Origin of the sequence: Pseudarthrobacter oxydans (genome assembly GCF_013314975.1) — a bacterium.
Taxonomy (GTDB): Bacteria; Actinomycetota; Actinomycetes; order Actinomycetales; family Micrococcaceae; genus Arthrobacter; species Arthrobacter oxydans.
Genome location: NZ_JABTYH010000040.1, coordinates 20,932 through 37,817, shown reverse-complemented (window position 1 = coordinate 37,817; position 16,886 = coordinate 20,932). Strand labels below are relative to the sequence as shown.

Annotated in this window: 16 protein-coding genes and 1 riboswitch; of the genes, 6 read left to right on the top strand and 10 right to left on the bottom strand. The window is 65.3% G+C overall.

All coding sequences use genetic code 11. The features are described from left to right. The 5 genes from HTS88_RS19580 to HTS88_RS19560 form a co-directional block, all read right to left on the bottom strand. A partial coding sequence (locus HTS88_RS19580; RefSeq protein WP_174181416.1) for a hypothetical protein occupies positions 1 to 453 on the bottom strand: 453 nt, incomplete at its 3' end. A 56-nt stretch (positions 454 to 509) separates the two neighbouring features. After that, on the bottom strand, positions 510 to 1,199 hold the full coding sequence (locus HTS88_RS19575) for a DsbA family protein (RefSeq protein WP_174181414.1): 690 nt from the start codon (positions 1,197 to 1,199) through the stop codon (positions 510 to 512). Continuing rightward, entirely contained in the window at positions 1,199 to 2,119 is a 921-nt protein-coding gene (locus HTS88_RS19570) for a cation diffusion facilitator family transporter (RefSeq protein ID WP_174181412.1), read from the bottom strand. The genes HTS88_RS19575 and HTS88_RS19570 overlap by 1 nt, the downstream gene beginning before the upstream one ends. Beyond that, on the bottom strand, positions 2,116 to 2,493 hold the full coding sequence (locus HTS88_RS19565) for an ArsR/SmtB family transcription factor (protein WP_174181410.1): 378 nt from the start codon (positions 2,491 to 2,493) through the stop codon (positions 2,116 to 2,118). Before HTS88_RS19565 ends, HTS88_RS19570 begins: the two co-directional genes overlap by 4 nt. A 67-nt stretch (positions 2,494 to 2,560) precedes the next feature. Continuing rightward, a complete protein-coding gene (locus HTS88_RS19560; protein WP_174181408.1) occupies positions 2,561 to 4,648 on the bottom strand; it encodes a cytochrome c oxidase assembly protein in 2,088 nt (695 codons plus the stop codon). Between the two features lie 202 nt (positions 4,649 to 4,850). Here HTS88_RS19560 and HTS88_RS19555 point away from each other — a divergent pair, with 202 nt between their 5' ends. The 6 genes from HTS88_RS19555 to HTS88_RS19530 all read left to right on the top strand — a co-directional run bounded on the left by HTS88_RS19555 (position 4,851) and on the right by HTS88_RS19530 (position 11,092). Beyond that, positions 4,851 to 5,267, top strand: coding sequence for an ArsR/SmtB family transcription factor (locus HTS88_RS19555; RefSeq protein ID WP_174181406.1), 417 nt, complete (start codon positions 4,851 to 4,853; stop codon positions 5,265 to 5,267). 39 nt (positions 5,268 to 5,306) lie between these two features. Next, the gene (locus tag HTS88_RS19550) at positions 5,307 to 6,278 is read left to right on the top strand and encodes a cytochrome c oxidase assembly protein (RefSeq protein ID WP_174181404.1); all 972 of its coding nucleotides are present in this window, start codon (positions 5,307 to 5,309) and stop codon (positions 6,276 to 6,278) included. A gap of 582 nt (positions 6,279 to 6,860) precedes the next feature. Beyond that, positions 6,861 to 7,032, top strand: a riboswitch (cyclic di-AMP (ydaO/yuaA leader). A gap of 1 nt (position 7,033) precedes the next feature. Beyond that, complete coding sequence (locus HTS88_RS19545) at positions 7,034 to 7,834, top strand: M23 family metallopeptidase (protein ID WP_174181402.1); 801 nt, start codon at positions 7,034 to 7,036, stop codon at positions 7,832 to 7,834. 59 nt (positions 7,835 to 7,893) lie between these two features. Continuing rightward, a complete protein-coding gene (locus tag HTS88_RS19540; RefSeq protein WP_343045027.1) occupies positions 7,894 to 8,511 on the top strand; it encodes a DUF305 domain-containing protein in 618 nt (205 codons plus the stop codon). Between the two features lie 48 nt (positions 8,512 to 8,559). Beyond that, on the top strand, positions 8,560 to 9,195 hold the full coding sequence (locus tag HTS88_RS19535) for a thioredoxin-like domain-containing protein (RefSeq protein ID WP_174181400.1): 636 nt from the start codon (positions 8,560 to 8,562) through the stop codon (positions 9,193 to 9,195). 1,171 nt (positions 9,196 to 10,366) lie between these two features. Beyond that, positions 10,367 to 11,092: a hypothetical protein gene (locus tag HTS88_RS19530; RefSeq protein WP_174181398.1), complete on the top strand. Its 726-nt coding sequence runs from the start codon at positions 10,367 to 10,369 to the stop codon at positions 11,090 to 11,092. 530 nt (positions 11,093 to 11,622) lie between these two features. On the opposite strand, the gene lspA is transcribed toward HTS88_RS19530, so the two are convergent. The 5 genes from lspA to resB all read right to left on the bottom strand — a co-directional run bounded on the left by lspA (position 11,623) and on the right by resB (position 16,825). After that, on the bottom strand, positions 11,623 to 12,099 hold the full coding sequence (gene lspA, locus HTS88_RS22455; RefSeq protein WP_310258291.1) for a signal peptidase II: 477 nt from the start codon (positions 12,097 to 12,099) through the stop codon (positions 11,623 to 11,625). A 481-nt stretch (positions 12,100 to 12,580) separates the two neighbouring features. Further along, entirely contained in the window at positions 12,581 to 12,910 is a 330-nt protein-coding gene (locus tag HTS88_RS19520; RefSeq protein WP_174181394.1) for an ArsR/SmtB family transcription factor, read from the bottom strand. Positions 12,911 to 12,979: 69 nt separating this feature from the next. Next, entirely contained in the window at positions 12,980 to 13,840 is an 861-nt protein-coding gene (locus HTS88_RS19515) for an SURF1 family cytochrome oxidase biogenesis protein (RefSeq protein WP_174181392.1), read from the bottom strand. Positions 13,841 to 14,090: 250 nt separating this feature from the next. After that, complete coding sequence (ccsB, locus tag HTS88_RS19510) at positions 14,091 to 15,161, bottom strand: c-type cytochrome biogenesis protein CcsB (protein WP_174181390.1); 1,071 nt, start codon at positions 15,159 to 15,161, stop codon at positions 14,091 to 14,093. Then, positions 15,161 to 16,825 (bottom strand): cytochrome c biogenesis protein ResB, encoded by a 1,665-nt coding sequence (gene resB, locus HTS88_RS19505; protein WP_174181388.1) that lies wholly within the window; start codon positions 16,823 to 16,825, stop codon positions 15,161 to 15,163. The genes ccsB and resB overlap by 1 nt, the downstream gene beginning before the upstream one ends. Between the last annotated feature and the right edge of the window lie 61 nt (positions 16,826 to 16,886).

The following is a 16,886-nucleotide window of genomic DNA, read 5'->3' as shown; positions in this document are numbered from 1 at the left end:
CGCCCAAAGGGCTGCTTCGCCTCTGGCCAGCAGGACAGCGGTCGCGGCTGTCGCGGCAAGGTGGGCTGTGAACATGGCCGGCTCAAGGTCCCATACGGGGTGCAGGTGCACGTCCTGCCCGGGGGGCAGCGGAGCCGCGTCCACGAACCGGTGCTGGTGGGCCCCGGCCGTGGAGGCGACGGCGGTGTCCGCCGCTGCGGGGGAGAGGGCCGACAGCAATGTGTGCAGCAGCCCCTGCCCACCTGCCAGGACCAGAGCCAGAGCCGGCAGCTGCAGCTTCCACCGGGTCAGAACGATGACCGCCAGGAAGACCAGGGCAGTGCAGGCGGCCAGGACAGGGGCCTGGGGCAGCCGGCCGCCGCCGGCGACATGGGCAGCGGCGGCCAGGGACAGGACCGATGCTGCCACGGCGGCCGTGCGCAGCAGCCGGAAGGGCGCACGTTTACATGTCATCGGCGCAGTCCTTCCCGGTCGGGCGAGTAAATGCAGGTCCCTTGGAACGGGCAGCGCTACTGGGCGGCGTCCGCCAGTTTCTGCCGGAATTCCTCCATGGAGTTCAGTGTCAGTTTTTCCCCGTTGAGGAAGAACGTGGGAGTTCCGGTCACGCCCAGCGCCTTGCCGTCGGCGATGTCCTTGCGGATCCGGTCTTTGGTGGCTTCATTGGCCACTGCGGCGTCGTAGGCGGCCAGGTCCAGGCCCAGCTCCTGGGCAAAGCTCCGGAACAGGGGCGCCTGGGAATCCTGTTTTTCACCCCACTGCGGCTGGGTTTCAAACATTTTCGCGTACATCTGTTCGTATTTGCCCTGCTGGGCGGCGGCTTCAACGGCCAGCGCCGCCTGCCCTGAGTTCCGGTGGGACGGAAGGGGGAAGTAGCGGTTGATGAACGTGATCCGGTCACCAAACTCTGCCTTCAGCTCGGCAACAACAGGTTCGGCTGCCTTGCAGGCCTCACACTCAAAGTCCAGGAACTCCACCAGCTGGCCCTTCTCAACCGCGGGGGTAGTTACCCTGTGGCTGTCTTCGCGGACCAGCTGGGCGTCGGCAACGGGCTGCACGGCGACCGGTTCCGGTTTGTTGAGCGTGAACACGGCGTACCAGATCGCTCCTGCGGCCACGATGGCTCCGAGCAGGATCCAGATGACGGTCCGGGCGCGCTTGGCCGGGTCTGCCGGCTTTGATTTGGTTTTTGTCTGTGACATCAGTGATGCATACTTTCCTGGTCGCGATGGGCGGCTGGTTCGATTTGAAACGTGGAGTGTTCGACGCTGACATCGAAGTGTTCGGCGACGCAGCGCTGCAGGTCGGCCAGGATGGTGGCCGCGTGCCCGTCGGTCATGCAGCCGTCTTCGACGGTGACGTGCGCCGAGAGCACGGGCGTTCCGGAGCCGACGAGGGAGGCATGCAGGTCGTGGACGTCGATGACGTGGGGCAGGGCAAGGATGTGCTCGCGGACATCCCCGAGGTCAAGCCCGGCGGGGGCGTTTTCCATCAGCACGTTGACGGTGTCGCGGAGCAGTTTCAGGGTCCGGGGAATGATCAGCACGCCGATCAGCAGGGACACGATGGCGTCGGCCTGCACCCAGCCGGTAACGGCGATGATGATGGCGGCGACGATGACGGCAACGGATCCGAGGGCGTCGTTGAGGACCTCCAGGAACGCGGCCTTCATGTTGAAGTTGTGGTTTCGGCCCGAGGCGAGCACGATCAGGCCGATGGCGTTCCCGGCCAGGCCGATCACGCCGAACCACAGCATCGCCGGTCCGGCGATTTCCGGCGGTTCAAAGAACCTGCGGATGCCTTCGACGATGACGAACGTGCCGACGACCAGCAGCAGGGCCGCCTGGAACGCGGCTGCGATAATTTCGGCACGCTTGTACCCCCAGGTGCGTTTGAGGGTGGGCGGTTTCAGGGCCAGCGAGGCCGCGATGAGAGCGATCAGCAGCCCGGTGGAGTCAGTAAACATGTGCCCCGCGTCGGCCAGCAGCGCCAGACTGCCGGTCAGGAACGCCCCGATGATCTCGGCGGCCATCACCGTGAACGTGATCGCGAAGACGACCAGCAGTTTTCCGCGCTGTCGGGTGCCGCCGGCTAGGGCGTGGTCATGGTCATGTCCGCTCATAAAAGCACCTCTACACTGTCGGATTCAGCAGGGGAAACGGGGGCCCTGTCCTGCGGGCAGTCCGGCTCGTTGCAGGTGCAGACCGGTTCAATGGTGAGGATGGTGCCCAGCAGATCATCCAGGGCATGCGCCAGCCGGTCATCGGAGAGCTGGTAGCGCACCCGGCGCCGGTCCGGTTCCGCACGGACCAGGCCGCAGTCGCGCAGGCAGGCCAAATGGTTTGACAACACCTGCCGGCTCACCCCGATGTCAGCGGCCATGTCCGCAGGGAAGGCCGGCCCGGCCCGGAGTTCCATCAGGATCGCCGCCCGGGTCGGGTCGGCCAGGGCTTTGCCGAAGCGGGCCAGGACATCGATTCGTGAGAGGACGCGCACGCATCTATAATACAGACTTCGCTGGATTCAGAATCTCGTGTATCGACAGTGGTTCTGGGCGAGATGCTCATGTTTGTGTGTCCCGGTCCCGCGCCCCGGGACCGGGGTACGTGCGCTCACCCAGTTGGGCGAGCATGGCATTGTAGGCCTGCAGATCCGCGTCGTGGTTTCGGTCAGCGGCTCGGTCCGTGCGGCGCATCTCCCGGGTGTCCGAGCGGGACCACATGATGGCGACCCCGATCGCGATCAGCAAGGTCGGCACCTCGCCGATGCCCCAGGTGATAGCGCCACCCATTTGCTGGTCTGCCAGCGGGGAAAGGCCCCAGTCGCGGCCGAGACGGGTAAACCATTCGGGCTGCAGGAGTGTGGTGGAGCCCATCAGGGTAACGCCGAAGAACGCGTGGAAGGCCATGGTAGCGAGCAGCAGCAGCAGCCGCAGCGGGTACGGCGCCCGCCGGGGGACGGGGTCGGTGCCGATCATCGAGAGGATGAACAGGTAGCCGGTGATGAGGAAATGCGCGGTCATGAGTTCGTGGCCGGCGTGTTCGCGCAGGGCGAACCCGAAGGCGTCCGAGTAGTAGAACAGCACGATCGAGCCAGCGAAGTTCGCCGCGACGAACAGCGGGTGGGTCAGGACGGCGGCCGGGCTCGAGTGCACCAGGACCATAATCCATTCGCGTGGGCCCTTGGTGCCGTCATGCCGGGGTGCCAGGGCTCTGAGCGCCAGAGTGACGGGGGCGCCGAGGACGAGGAAGACCGGCACGATCATGGTCAGCGCCATGTGGTCGACCATGTGGGCGCTGAACAGTACCCGCCCGTAGACCGAGGGGCCGCCGGAGGTAAAGAAGACCAATGCAGCCAGGCCCACCAGCCACAGCACGGACCGGATCCAGGGCCAGGTATCCCCCCGCCGGTGCAGCAGCGTTGCGGCCCGAAGGTAGAGGAACGCGGCAATGACGGCGACGGCTATCCAGAGCCAGTCCGGCCGCCAGACCGTGAACCACCGCTCGGGGGTCAGTTCGGGAGGCAGGGGGTAGCCGGTGAGGATCTGCGCCGGTGTCAGCGCCGGCTCGATGTCCTGCCCGCCGGGTGGGGGTGTGCGGCTCAGCGCTGCGGCCAGGCCGCTCACCGCCGCCATGATCAGGACTTCGACAATAATGAGCCGCCAGAACAGCAGCCCCGACCGCCCGGGGCCGGAAGCGGCAGCGAGGGCAGGGATCAGGCGTCTTCGGTGCAGAAGACCGAGTCCGCCAAGGATGAGGGCGCCGGCGGACTTGCCCAGCAGAAGCACACCGTAGGGTGAGGCGAGCCCGGACGGAAGGTCCAGACGGATGGCTGCATTGATCAGCCCTGAGGCCACGACGAGAGTGAACGCGAACCCGGCGAGGGTGGAAAACCGTTGAACGACGGCAGGGGTGTCTTTGCCCAGGGCCGTTCCGGCTGCGGCCAGCGCGATCAGCCCTCCGAACCAGAGGGACACCCCGATCAGATGCAGGCCCAGGGAGTTAATGGCCTGTTCATGGTCGGTGCCCCCGGCGGCGTGGCCGATCAGGATCATCGGCACCAGCCCGCCGGCAGCCAGGACCGCCGTGGCTGCCAGCCCGGCAGGGGAGCGGAGCCCGAATGTCGCCGTCGCCACCGTCGCCGCGATGATCACCACCCACAGCCAAGCACTTCCGGTGGGGAGTTCGGTAATGTAGGCCGCCAACTGGGCGGCGAATTCCCGGCTGCCGGAGATCGGGACGCCGGCGATGTCGGCGAAGCTGAACACGATCACGGCGATGGCGGAGAACGTCCACAGCAGGCTGGCCGCAGAAGCGAGCACCATGAGGCGGGTGAACGCCGGATGCTCCCCGGACCCCGCGTCCTGGCTGGCTTGTTTGCGTTTCCGTGGCCGTGACAGGGCCGGGGGGACGATGAAGGCAGCAAAGACCAGGGCGCCGATGGTAGCGGCCGCGGAAATGTTGTGGACGGTCTGAACGACGCCGTAGCCCCAGCGGACCAGGGCCCCCGGGTCCCGGGTTTCGGCCGGCAGCACGCCCCTGCCGTAGGCGGTGGCAGCCACCACGATGACGACGGCTACCAGACCGGCGACACCCAGCCACCACGGCTTCGGTGATGCTTCCCGCCTCCCGGCAGGGGATTTCAAAGCCACAACGGATCCTTTGAACAGGGGCTTGCCCCCCGCCGGGGCGTACCCGGAAGTTGGCGGCCGCAGGCTACGGCACGGGTCAACATTATCTGTAGAGTTGTTCAGATGTTAATTCCGTCGGCGCCCTTCCCAGTGCGCGTGCGAACGGGGCGCGGCACGCCAGACGTGAATGCGAAGCATTATCAGCAAAAGGTAGCCTTAATGGATGAGTGCGAGTTCCCTCCCTGCAATGCCTGCCGCCGGCAGCGACTGTGCCGTGCGTCTGGTCGACGCCGACAGGGTCCAGGCGGTGCGAGCCAGGATGCCGAAGGAGATCGACGTCACCGGCCTCGCCGTGGTGTTCGGGTTGCTGGCGGACCCGGGCCGGATCAGGATCCTCATCGCCTTACTCGAGGGGGAGATGTGCGTGTGCGATTTGGCGGCAACGACGGGTTTGAGCGAGTCCGGCGTCTCCCATGCCCTGCGGCTGCTGCGCGGACCGAAGGTCGTCTCGGTCCGGCGGTCGGGCCGGATGGCGTATTATTCCCTGGCGGATTCGCATGTCCGCCTGCTCCTGGACCTTGGCCTGGCCCACGTCGGGCACAGCGGGCACGACCGGCTGCAGCTGGCCGGCAGCGACTGAATCCAGCACCCGGACAGAGCAGGGGAGCGGGGCCTGGACTTGAGTAATCCTGGCATCGAAGGTCCTGTCTGGCTGCCGTCCCTGCCCCCCTCGCTGGGGGAGTACCTCGCCCCGAACCTGCAGCCGGTCCCGCTGATCCCGCTCCTGGCCCTGTCCGCCGCCCTGCTCTATATGGCCGGGGCCATCAGCCTCTGGCGCCGGCGCAGGGGCTGGTCACCGGTACGCACCGTCTCGTTCCTGACCGGATGCGCCGCGGTCATCGTGGTCATGGGCGCCGGGATCGAAGGCTACGGGCTGCGGATGTTCTCCATATTCATGTTCCAGCAGCTGACGCTGATGATGGCTGTTCCGCCGCTGCTGGTGATCGGCTCGCCCGGGACCTTGCTCCTGCGCACGACCCCGCACAACTGGTGGGGCCGGCCTGTGCTCAGGGCGGCCATCTGGGGTCTGCGCTCCAGATGGGGACGCCTGGCGATCCATCCCGGGTTCATGGTCCCGCTGTTCCTGCTGAGCTTTTACGGAGTGTACTTCTCCGGGATCGCGGACTTGCTGCTGCCCAACTGGTACGGACACGTCGGGCTGGAGCTGCTGTTTCTGGTGGCCGGAATCCTCTTCACAGTGCCGTTGATCTCGGCGGACCCGCTGCCGTCCCGGCAGACCCACTTCGGAAGAATGATCGACATCTTCGCCGAAATGCCGTTGCACGCATTCTTCGGTGTCGTCATCATGATGGCCACCACCCCGATGGTGGACTTCTTCGCCCGGCCGCCGGCGGCCTGGAATATCGACCCGGTGCGTGACCAGGAGGTCGCCGGAGGCCTGGCCTGGTCCTATGGCGAGCTGCCCGGGGTGCTGCTGTTGATGTTCATCATGGTCCGCTGGCAGCGGGACGAAGCCCGCGGCTGGGCACGGTCGGAGCGCGCAGCGGCCGCCGCGGGCGGCGACGTGGACATGGACGCCTACAACCGCTACCTGCAACAGCTGGCCGACCGGCCCGAGCGGCCGCGGTAAACGCCGCCCTCCCCTATGAGGGCTTACTGCCCGGCCAACGCAGAGACCAGGATCCCTTTCCCCGAAATGCAGGATTCCGGCACTGACACCGCCTTCGCGGTCCACAGCAAGGATTGTGGACCGCGAAGCCTGCCCCGAAGCTGCATTCAAACGCGGCCACCCTCGGCGCATCGTGCCGGATGTTCACACCGACGAACAGCCCCCCGGTCCCGGAACTCACTATCAGGGCCGGGGGCTTCGGGCCGGTACTCGCCGACAGAGCCAACCCCGGGCGACGTGGTTCTTCTCATCTCCGGCACGTGCCTGGGCCGCGAGCGAGTCGGACCGGGCAGCGCACACGGCAAGGGCCAGCGCCGCAACGCCCAGTACCAAAACGGCGGGGCCGGCGGGTCCTGCCGCCCTCTCCCGGACGTAAAGATTCTCACAGTCGTTTGTTTGCAACTGGCAGAAAGCCGTGGCCGGACTCGCAGCGATTGCCAGGGAACTCCCAGCGTTAATCAGGGTCCGTTATCGTACTGTAACGTTTGTACAGGCATTTCTGTATTGGTGCCTTCAAGTCCGTACGCCCAGCCCCGCCGCGGCCTTGAAACAACGACCTTCCCTGGCGGGGGCGGAGAACCCATCTTTTCGGCAGCTGCGCTGCCTGGGGTGAAGCCGGGCCTGAAGACTGCCTGATTCGGCGGTCCAGGTCCGGCCGGGCTTGTTCCTGGCCCGAATCCGACAGCTAACTTCGCAGGCGTTGAAAGGATCCTTCCATGCCGTCCTCCGCCGCCCGCGGCCGGCACCGCAGCCCGGTGCCCGCACGTGCCTTCCGCGCCCCCTCTTCCGTATCCCGGCACAGTCGGCGCCAGCCGACCACCCGGGACTACGCTGTCCTCCGCCGCAACCTTCCGGCGGCCGCCACCATCACCTCGGTGCTGCTCGTTGGGGCAACAATCACCGGCGCCAACGCCGGCACGGGGGCGGACACCGCCGTGGTGACGGCTGCCTCAGCCACCGTGGCGGAGGTCCCGGCCCAGGCTTCCCCCGGCGCGGCCATCTCGTTCGACCGGTCCCTGGTGGCCACCGCCCCCGCTCCGAAGGCACCGGAGGCCTTACCGTCCGGCTCGACTGTATCCCCCCAGCCGGCACCGGAAGCGGCGGGTCCGGCCGGCACTGTTCCCTCATCGGCGCTTGCCGCGCCGCTGGCCAGCATGTCAGTGTCTTCGCCGTTTGGCTTCCGTACCAGCCCGATCACCGGTGGATCAGGGGAGCTGCACACCGGCCTTGATCTGGTGGCGTCCTGTCAGACGGCCGTGTTCGCGGCAGGAACCGGAACCGTGGTGGAGGCAGGCTGGTCCGCCTACGGGGGCGGGAACCGGATCGTGGTCGATCACGGCAACGGCCTCAAAAGCACCTACAACCACCTGGCGTCCATCGAAGTCAGCGCCGGCGCCGCCGTAAGCGCCGGGCAGCGCCTCGCCGCGGCCGGAACGACGGGGAATTCCACCGGCTGCCACCTGCACTTTGAGGTGCTCTTCAACGACCAAACCGTCGATCCGCAGGGCTGGATGTGACTGTAACAATCCAAGTGCCGGAACCAGTCGACGCTGCACAGACACCGTCTCGTCGCCGGGTGGTGTTGTGGACGGTCTTCGTTACCGTTGTCATCCTCACAGCGCTGGCCTTTTTTGCGGTCGGGCGTTTGACCGTCGCGGCGCAGCAGGTTGCCGATGACGGAGCCGATGCGGGGTTCGCACGCGACATGCAGGCCCACCACGCCCAGGCCGTGGAGATGGCACTGGCTGTCAGGGACACTTCGGCCAATGAGGAGATCCGGGCCATCGCCTACGACATCGCCACCACCCAGCAGCACCAAAGCGGCCAGATGTTCGCCTGGCTCCAGGAATGGGGCCTGCCCCAGGCCGGCCCTGAGCCGCCCATGACCTGGATGTCGGCCGGGACCGGTGAGCACGGGACCGCCCACCAAGGTCAGCCGGCCGCAACGCCGGAGGAACGGATGGAGGGCATGGCGACTCCGGAACAGTTGCAGGCCCTCCGGTCCGCCTCCGGGGCAGATGCCGACCGTCTCTTCGCTGACCTGATGATCCGCCACCACCAGGGCGGGGTAGCCATGGCCACTGCCGCACTGAACCTCGCCCAAACAGCCCGCGTCCGCGACTTCGCCGCCGGCCTGGTAGAGGCACAAAACGCTGAAATACTGGCCCTGCAGGACCTGCGCGCCCGGCTCTAAAACAAGAATCCGCCGCCGCCACATCTACCGACGAAAGCGAGCCCACAGATGCCCCAGCCCCGCACTCCGCACGAGGAACGACAGGCAATCCTGAAGGCCCTCAAAGCACAACAGCGCGCCAAAGAGCGACGAAAGGCCTGGCTGATCTATGGCACGGCAGCCTTTCTCGCAGCCTCGATCATCACCGCCGTGGCGTTTGTCGTGATCGGTGACGTGCGCCAGCGTGAGGAAGTCAAGGCCGCAGCGTCCCGCCCGATAGAGGGTGAGCAGGACTTCCCGGACCAGGCCAGGAACCACACAAGCGCACCGGTCAGCTACCCGCGGACCCCCGCGGCCGGCGGGGACCATGCCCCGGTCTGGACTAACTGCGGGATCTACACTGCCCCGGTGCAGCAGGAGCGGGCGGTGCATTCCCTTGAGCATGGTGCCGTGTGGGTTTCCTATCGTCCCGACCTCGCCGCAGACCAGATCGCCGACCTGACGGCTGCCGCCGGCTCCCAACCCTACCTGCTGCTGAGCCCGGTCCCGGACCAGGAAGCCCCGATCATGGCAACGGCTTGGGGAAAGCAGCTGGCCCTGCAGAGCAGCAGCGATGAACGCCTCGCCCCGTTCATCAAGAAATACCGCCAGGGCCCGCAGACCCCCGAACCGGGCGCCGTCTGCACCGGCGGGGTCCAGGGCTGAGACACCCCGTAGGGTGCCGACACCGCCCTGGCTCTAGGCGCGAGTCGTTCATCAGCCGGGCATGAGGAAGGTCCCCCTTCCAGGTACTGCAGCTGGTAAACCGACGTTACCCGCCAGCCAGGGACCATCAGGACCCTCCAATCGCTCCGAAGGCTGCGCGGTTTCTTACAAACGTCGCAACACCGACTGAAAGTGGTGTTGATTTGTGCGAAGTTCGACGCGCCGATCGAGGAAAATGGGGCCTCCGGGCTTGGTTGAGAAGAGGCCCTTGTATTTTCAGCTCACGAAACAGGGGCACTCCAACCGGGCAGCATGCGGGATTCTTGGCCATTCCCAGTGAGCCGTCCAAGCGGCAGGGAGACCTGTGCCATACCCACCCGCCACCCGAGGTTGATCGACGACAGCTCCAAAATCACCCACAACAACAACGTAAGGAAGGTGACCTCGTCATGGGGAAGGCTAACAAATCAGCGATAGTGACGCTGGTAGAACGCTCTTCCCGCCTCCTCATCGCCTTCACGCTCCGCCCAGGAAACAGGTCTGACATTATGCGCGACCAGCTCATCGACGAGCTCGGGGTCCTGTCGGCCACGCTGCGGAGAACCGTGACGTGGGACCGGGGCTCCGAGATGGCGAAGCATGCAGAGGTCACCGGGGCGGTGGGGACGCTCGTGTACTTTTGTGATCCGGCCGGCCCCGGCAACGTGCTTCGAACGAGAATGCCAACGGCCTGCTGCGCCAGTGCTTTCGTAAGGGCGCGGACCTCAGCATGGTAGAACAGGCTGGAGTCCGCTTCGCCGCTGATGAGATCAACGGACGGCCGCGAGCCGTCCTCGATTGGGATAGTGCAACCGCGCGGTTTGCTTCCCTCCAAACCGTTGCTGCGCTTTGAACGAACGTAGTTTGCGTTGCCACTTGAAGCACTGGTCAGCTCCCCACATACGGGGGCAATTCTCAACGGCGGCCAGGGAGCTACCTTGAAAGGCTCCCCAATTCAGCCGTGGATAACCGAACTATCCCCAGGTATGGACAGACGAGGAGTTAGGTTGGGGTCACCGCTGGATCTACCGTCTCTCCTAACCCTGGTTCGTCTTCAATGAGCGAAAGCCCCTTCTAAGCAGAGTATGGGTCATGTCTAGCCCCGGGTGGTGCCCGGGTGGATAATGACGGCATGGATGGCCCGCTGGGGTCGGTTGAGGGCGTGGAAGCTGGCGAGTTGGAGTGCCTGCGGCGACGCGCGTACGGACGGGATGGCGACATCGCGGGGGATGTGGCGGCTCAGGCTCGGCTTTCCGAACTGGAGGCTGCCCAACGCCGACAGCTGACTCCCGTCATCGATGCCGCTCCGAGCGTCCCCGCGGCACCGTGGTGGCGCCGCCGCTGGTTGATGATCCTCGGCAGCGCCACCGCTGCCCTCGCCCTGGTCACGGTTCACGTCGAGGGGCTGTCGCAGCTGCGTGCTGATGAACCCACTGCAATCCCGGCCAACACGATATCGGAAATGGCGCTGCCCGCCCCAGATGCGCAGCACCGTGCGGACCGCGTGCTCGCATTGGAATGGGTCGGTGCGGACACCGATGAGCCGCAAGACAACCTCGGCACTCTCGACGCGCTGGGTCTCAGCGCCAATGAGCTGCGGCAATACGAGAACTTCAACGGTCACCGTGTCTGGAGCGGAGAGTCTCGCTACGGCACGGTCTGTCTGCTAGTGGCCGACGATGCGATTCCCGAGAAGAACGGCGTCGAAGGGTGTTCCCCCAAAGGACTCGAGACCGTCGCGGAGGTGGTGTGGTTCAACGCCCAGGGTCTCACCCGATTCGTGCTCAACGGTGACCACGTCGAGGTCTACCTGTTACACAGGGCTGCCGACCCGTCGTCGTTCGGGTCGCGGCGTTGAGTTCACGGTTCTAGGCCGATGCGGGACGCCACTGCCGGTCCGGTGACTACGGCTGCGGTACGAAAGCGGTAGCGTTCCCCAGACAGCCAAATTCTTTTCAAACCCGGCTTGCCGAATTCGCCGTGCCCGTTGTCGGGCCGCCAAGCCCAGGCGTTGGCCGAGGAACTGCTGCTCGTGGTCACCGGCGTCGTGGCCATTCGGCTGACTGCGTGAAGCTGGACATGGAACAACAACTGCACGCAGGGTTGTCATCTTTTTGATGGAGGCCTGAATAGCCTGACGCGCAGGAAGTGAACCGCGGTAAACCCGCTTAACCGAATGAGTGAACATCGGCTGCTGGTCAGCTAGGGCCGACGCACCCTGAGATGTCCCACTGGCTGGCTTAGAGTCTGTTACCTTCGAAATTCGAAGCTGTTGCGACATTTGTTGGAAACGGCCCTGCCCTAAAGGGTGAACACCGCGAACGAAACCGGTTGGCCGGCACGAACGCACCGGGTAGGTCGATACGAAGATTTCATCTAAGTCCATGCTTACGGTCCCTCCCTGACCAGGCTGCGCAACGTTCCCAGCACGAGCAGCCCTGCCCCCGCCACAACGAAGAGGTCGGCAAGATTGAAGGTCGGGAACCACCCGGTGTGCAGGTAATCCACAACCCCCGCACCATCCAGCCGGTCCACCAGGTTTCCCAGCCCGCCACCCAGCAGCAGAGCGGCACCCGCACGGGAAAGGACCGGGAGGCGCGCCCCCGACCTGACCACAAACACGCCCAGCACCCCGACGAGCAGTGCGAGGGCAAGGGCAATCACCGGCTGCGGAAGCCAGGAGCCGGCGCTGAAAGTAATCCCGGTGTTGTAAGCCGCCTGCACCTTGAAGAGCACGAAGTCCGTCATGTGGCTGTCATGGCCAAGTGACCGTACCAGGGCGAACTTGACCAGCAGGTCCATCCCAGCCAGTGCTGCCGCTACCGTAAGAACGCCCCGGCCAGCCGGGCTGGGCCTGGCCTTCACCCAGCGCCGCCGGCGGCGCGAACGGCTGTGCGGAACGACTCCAGCGTTGACAACCCCGGGAAGCCACCCTGATCGCCGGCATACAGCTGGCGGTGCGCCGATGCCGCCGGGAACACATCCCGCCCCTTCACGAAGAAGGACAGGCAGCCATGAAACTGCAGGGCGGCGGCGGGGGCGCTTGATGTACCCTCCCGGACCCTCACGGGTCCGGGACCAATGGCTTTCGCCGTCACTGCAGTACGGGACTCGTGCTGTCGCGCCCTTTTGATTGTCTGGTGCTGTACGGCGGCCGTGACAGCACCTCTGCGGTACCGGTACGGCACAAGAAAGACTGCCGGGGCGGGGGAGTGCGGGACTGAGGAGTGGCATGCGCCGCTGTCCTTCGCGGACGAAATACAGCAGTGCTCGGCCGCGCAAAACCGGATCCTGCGGATAGGTCCTTCCTCACGCCGTGTACCCGGGGTGAACAGGGGCGCAACGCTCATGCCATGCCTGTTTCGTCGGCGGCACAGCAGGCAGTATCACCAATGGCCAGCACCACGCTGATGAAATCCCTGATCGCGTATCCCAGCCGTGCATCGGCAAGTTCATACCGGGTTCTCCGGCCATCCGGAACGGCAAGCACCAACCCGCAGCCGCGAAGGCACGTTAGGTGGTTGGACATGCTCTGCCGGGAAACGCCAAGGGAATGGGCAAGATCGGAGGGATAACCTGGAGCATCCGCCAGGGCCAACAGGACACGTGCCCTGGTTTGGTCAGAGACTGCGTAGCCAAAGCGGGCCAGCACCGGGGCGTGCGTGAGAGTGTCCATGCCTCCCAGAGTACATTTAGGGATGTATCAAAATGAAGGACAGTGACGCTTAGACGAGAAGTGGGGTTTTCAAAGCCCCAGACGGTCCAGGATTGCGTCCTCTTCTTCATCCGAGCTGCCCCCCTTGCGCGTCTGCGCTTTCCGGCGGGCCTGCAGGACGGGCCCGGATCGCCCGCCGCCCTCCTCTTCGCGTTCTTCCCGCGTGATGCGGGCCTGCTGGCGGGCGGTGTACCCGAAGCCCACGAAGGCCAGGATTCCGAACGTAAGCCACTGCAGCGCATAGGAAAGGTTCGATCCTTCCTGGACAGCCGGCATGGACAGCTGCTGGGGCGCCACGCCGGGAGCGGGTGACTCGGCGGCCATCAGCCCATAGCTTCCGGTCAGGAGCGGGTAGTTAAGCTGCCGTGCATAGTCAGCCAGGGCAATGCTGGCCAGCTGCCCCTCGGGTGCGGACCTGCCTTCCAGCGCCGGCTCGGACGGTTTCATCCGGATCAAGAGCTCAACGTTTCCCGCCGGTGGGGCCGGGACAACGTCGGGGTATCCCGATCGTGTGTTGCCGATGGGCAGCCACCCCCGGTTAATCACGATGGTTTCCCCGGAGGTAAGCCGGAACGGAACAAGGACCTCGTACCCGGGCGCGGAATTGTTGGGTCTGTTCCTGACAATCCGCTGGTCCTGCGGCAGATACTGGCCTGCAACGGTGACCGTTGTCCATTTCATGTCCGGGTCAGCAGCGTCAAAATACCGTTTGACCGTCTCGAATGGCACCGGGGTTTTGCCGTAGTTTTCCTGGACCCGTTGGATTTCGGCCACGGCCTGGTTCCGTCGGTCCATCTGCCATTTACTGAGGCCAGCGCAAGCGGACGCGATGAGTGCCGCGAGCATCAGCAGGCCCAGCCAGCGCCTGCTGAACAGGAACCTGTAGGTCACGATAACCGCCTGGAAGGGGATTCCTCTGAGGGTTCAGCCGTAGCTGAATGCGGAGTCGACAGCATGGGTTGCGTCAGCGGCAATTGCGGTGGGATGAATAGCCTGAGTGGGTGGGGCACGCATACAGCGTAGCCGGGGCTGAAGAGGAACGTCGCCGGCTCTCTGGCTGAGGCCGATCGGCCCTGGGGATAAGAATACCGGCCAGAGGAACACTTTCGACCAGGGCCGGTTACAGCGTTGAACGTTGCCATCAAAGCCCCGAGTAAGAGTGCAGTCCGTTGAAGAACTGGTTCACGATCGTGAAGTTGAACACCACGCAGAGGTAGCCGACGATGGAAAGCCAAGCGGCGCGGGTGCCGGTCCAGCCGCGGGTGGCGCGGGCGTGCAGGTAGCCTGCATAGACCACCCAGATCACGAAGGTCCAGACTTCTTTGGTGTCCCAGCCCCAGAACCGTCCCCAGGCTTTTTCGGCCCAGATCGCGCCGAAGATGAGCGTGAAGGTCCAGCCGAGGAACCCAATGGCGTTGAACCGGTAGGAGAGATCTTCCAGACTCAGCGCTGATGGCACCAGGCGCATGAAGGCCGGCTTGTCCGGCCCGCCGGACGCCAGCGCTTTTTCGCGACGAGCCTGGACGAGCTGCAGGGCTGACATCGCGAACGTGAGCGTGAAGATCGCCGAGGACAGCACAGCGATGGAGACATGGATGATCAGCCAGTAGCTCTGCAGCGCCGGAACCAGGTGCCCGACGGGCGTCCAGTACGCTACCGAGGCGGCGACGAGCATGATGACCACCAGACCCACGACGAACGTTCCAAGGAACCGCAGGTCCCGCCGGAGCAGTACTAACAGGAACACTGCGATGGCCGCGAAAGCGCCGGTGGTAAGAAATTCATACATGTTGCCCCACGGCACGCGTCCCGCCCCGAAGGCCCGGGTGACCACGCCCGCGCCGTGGATCAACGCCCCCAGGACGGTCAGGGCCACGGCTACCCGCGCCGGGATGCGGCGCTTGACCGTGTAGCGCATGTCGCCGTCGGCAGTGCCGCCCACCGCCGCATTCGACGACGAGGGGCGGACGGCTGCATCAGCCGGGCGGCCGTCATCGGAGGCGGTTGCATTCGATGACACACCCGCGGCTCCAACGGCTACAGGGACCTTCGCCGCGGCGGCTTCTGCGGCCTTCCTGTCCACGGCCTGCAGGGTTTTGCTGCTTTTGGCCAGGTCCCAGGCGAAGGCGATGAACGCCACGGTGTAGGTGCCGGCGGCCAGCAGCATGAACAGTTCACTGTACTGGCCGAGGGTTTGGTTGATGACAGGCATTAGCGGTCCTTAGCGGTTTCGGCAGGGGCGGTGTCAGGAGCGTGGGAGGTGTCCGGGAGGTGCCATTGTTTGGTGAAGAGTTCGCGCAGGGCTGCTGTTTCCCCGGCCAGGCGGTGGTCTTCACCGCGGGCAAGGAGGCCGTACTCGACCATGGTGCGTCCGTCCGGGTGGGTACCGGTGCGTACCCAGACGCGGCGGCGGCTGATGTAGAGCGAGGCCATGAGGCCGGCGACGGCCAGGAGGGAGAACGCCAGGACGCCGCCCTGTCCGGGGGTGGCCCTGATGTCGACGCCGATGTAGCGTTTGAGCCCGTCAAAGCTGATGCTGCCCTTGCCCTCGGGCAGGGTGTAGGTCGCGCCGGGGCCAAGGGTGATGCCGCCGGCAGGCAGATCCCGGCCGTTGAGTTGGGTCAGGTCTTTCACATCCAGCACGTACACGTTCTGCGGCTGGCCGGTGTCGAGGCCAAGGTCGCCGTAGTAGGAGTTCAGGTTCAGCTGGGGGTTCAGCGGGTCGGGGTCGAAGCTGTAGGAGACGCCCTGGTCGTTTTTGATGGCTGAGGGGAGGAAGAAGCCGACAAACCCGAGCTGGTCCGGGCCCGCATCCGGGACTTTGATCGTGACGGATGAAGTGTAGACGCCGTCGCTGGGCACGGAGACGACCGGGCCGCTGAACGCGGTCTGGCCGTTGCCGTCCCTGACGGTCACGATGGGTGCGTAACCGTTGCCGACCAGGAAGATTCCGGTTTCTCCGAAGTACACCGGCTCGTTGACTTTCAGGATCTTCTGCCGGCCTTCGCCCCCGGGTTCCTCTTTGGTGGTGAGGGCGGCGGTGAAGTCGATGGGTTGGCCGAACTGCCTGGTGGATTCCCTGTCGAAGCGCACATCGAATTGGTCAAGGGTGACGGCGAAGGGGTCCAGGGTTGCGGGATCGAAATTGGTGCCGGGCGTGAAGGCATCGTAGCCAACGAGGGTGTTGACGAACGTCTCGCCTTCGATCAGGATTTTTTGTCCCCGGTAGCCAAACAGCCCGCCGATGCCCACACAGACAAGAACCCCGATCAGGGAGAGGTGGAAGATCAGGTTCCCGGCTTCTTTCAGGAACCCGCGTTCGGCGCCGACCGAGGGCATGGCGTCGTCGGTGTCCCGCACGTCAACCCGGTAGCCGCGCTTCTTTAGGAGCGCGGCAGCATCGGTGATGGCCTGGCGGGCGGAGACGCCTGTCGCGGCGGGAAGCTCCATGGTTTCGTATTCCGGCAGCCTGGACAGCCGGCGCGGGGTTCGCGGGGGGCGGGAGCGCATGGCCTTGTAGTGGGCACGTGCACGGGGAACGACACAGCCGATCAGGGAGATGAACAGCAGAAGGTAGATTGCGGAGAACCACGTCGAGGCGTACACATCGAACATCTGCAGACTGTCCAGGAACTTACCTGTGTCCGGGTTGTCCTTCAGATACCGGGTGACGGCTGCGGCGTTGACCGGCCGCTGCGGGAACAGGGAACCGGGAACGGCAGCCACCGCCAGCAGCAGCAACAGGAACAGTGCCGTGCGCATGCTGGTCACCTGACGCCAGGCCCAGCGCAGCATGCCCTTGACCCCGAGGGCGGGTTCGGCCACAGGGTGGGTGGAGGCCGGGGGCTGGCCGGGATTGGTTTGTTGGGCGGTCATAAGTGCTGCTTTCTGCCGCTGAGGGCTGTTCCGCTCTTGATCTTTCTCGGTGGCCTTCCTC

Bases quoted from the DNA above. Each gene is read 5' to 3' on its own strand.
- HTS88_RS19575 (WP_174181414.1), bottom strand. From the start codon at position 1,199: ATGTCACAGACAAAAACCAAATCAAAGCCGGCAGACCCGGCCAAGCGC.
- HTS88_RS19570 (WP_174181412.1), bottom strand. From the start codon at position 2,119: ATGAGCGGACATGACCATGACCACGCCCTAGCCGGCGGCACCCGACAG.
- HTS88_RS19555 (WP_174181406.1), top strand. From the start codon at position 4,851: ATGAGTGCGAGTTCCCTCCCTGCAATGCCTGCCGCCGGCAGCGACTGT.
- HTS88_RS19545 (WP_174181402.1), top strand. From the start codon at position 7,034: ATGCCGTCCTCCGCCGCCCGCGGCCGGCACCGCAGCCCGGTGCCCGCA.
- HTS88_RS19535 (WP_174181400.1), top strand. From the start codon at position 8,560: ATGCCCCAGCCCCGCACTCCGCACGAGGAACGACAGGCAATCCTGAAG.
- HTS88_RS19530 (WP_174181398.1), top strand. From the start codon at position 10,367: ATGGATGGCCCGCTGGGGTCGGTTGAGGGCGTGGAAGCTGGCGAGTTG.
- HTS88_RS19520 (WP_174181394.1), bottom strand. From the start codon at position 12,910: ATGGACACTCTCACGCACGCCCCGGTGCTGGCCCGCTTTGGCTACGCA.
- ccsB (WP_174181390.1), bottom strand. From the start codon at position 15,161: ATGCCTGTCATCAACCAAACCCTCGGCCAGTACAGTGAACTGTTCATG.
- resB (WP_174181388.1), bottom strand. From the start codon at position 16,825: ATGACCGCCCAACAAACCAATCCCGGCCAGCCCCCGGCCTCCACCCAC.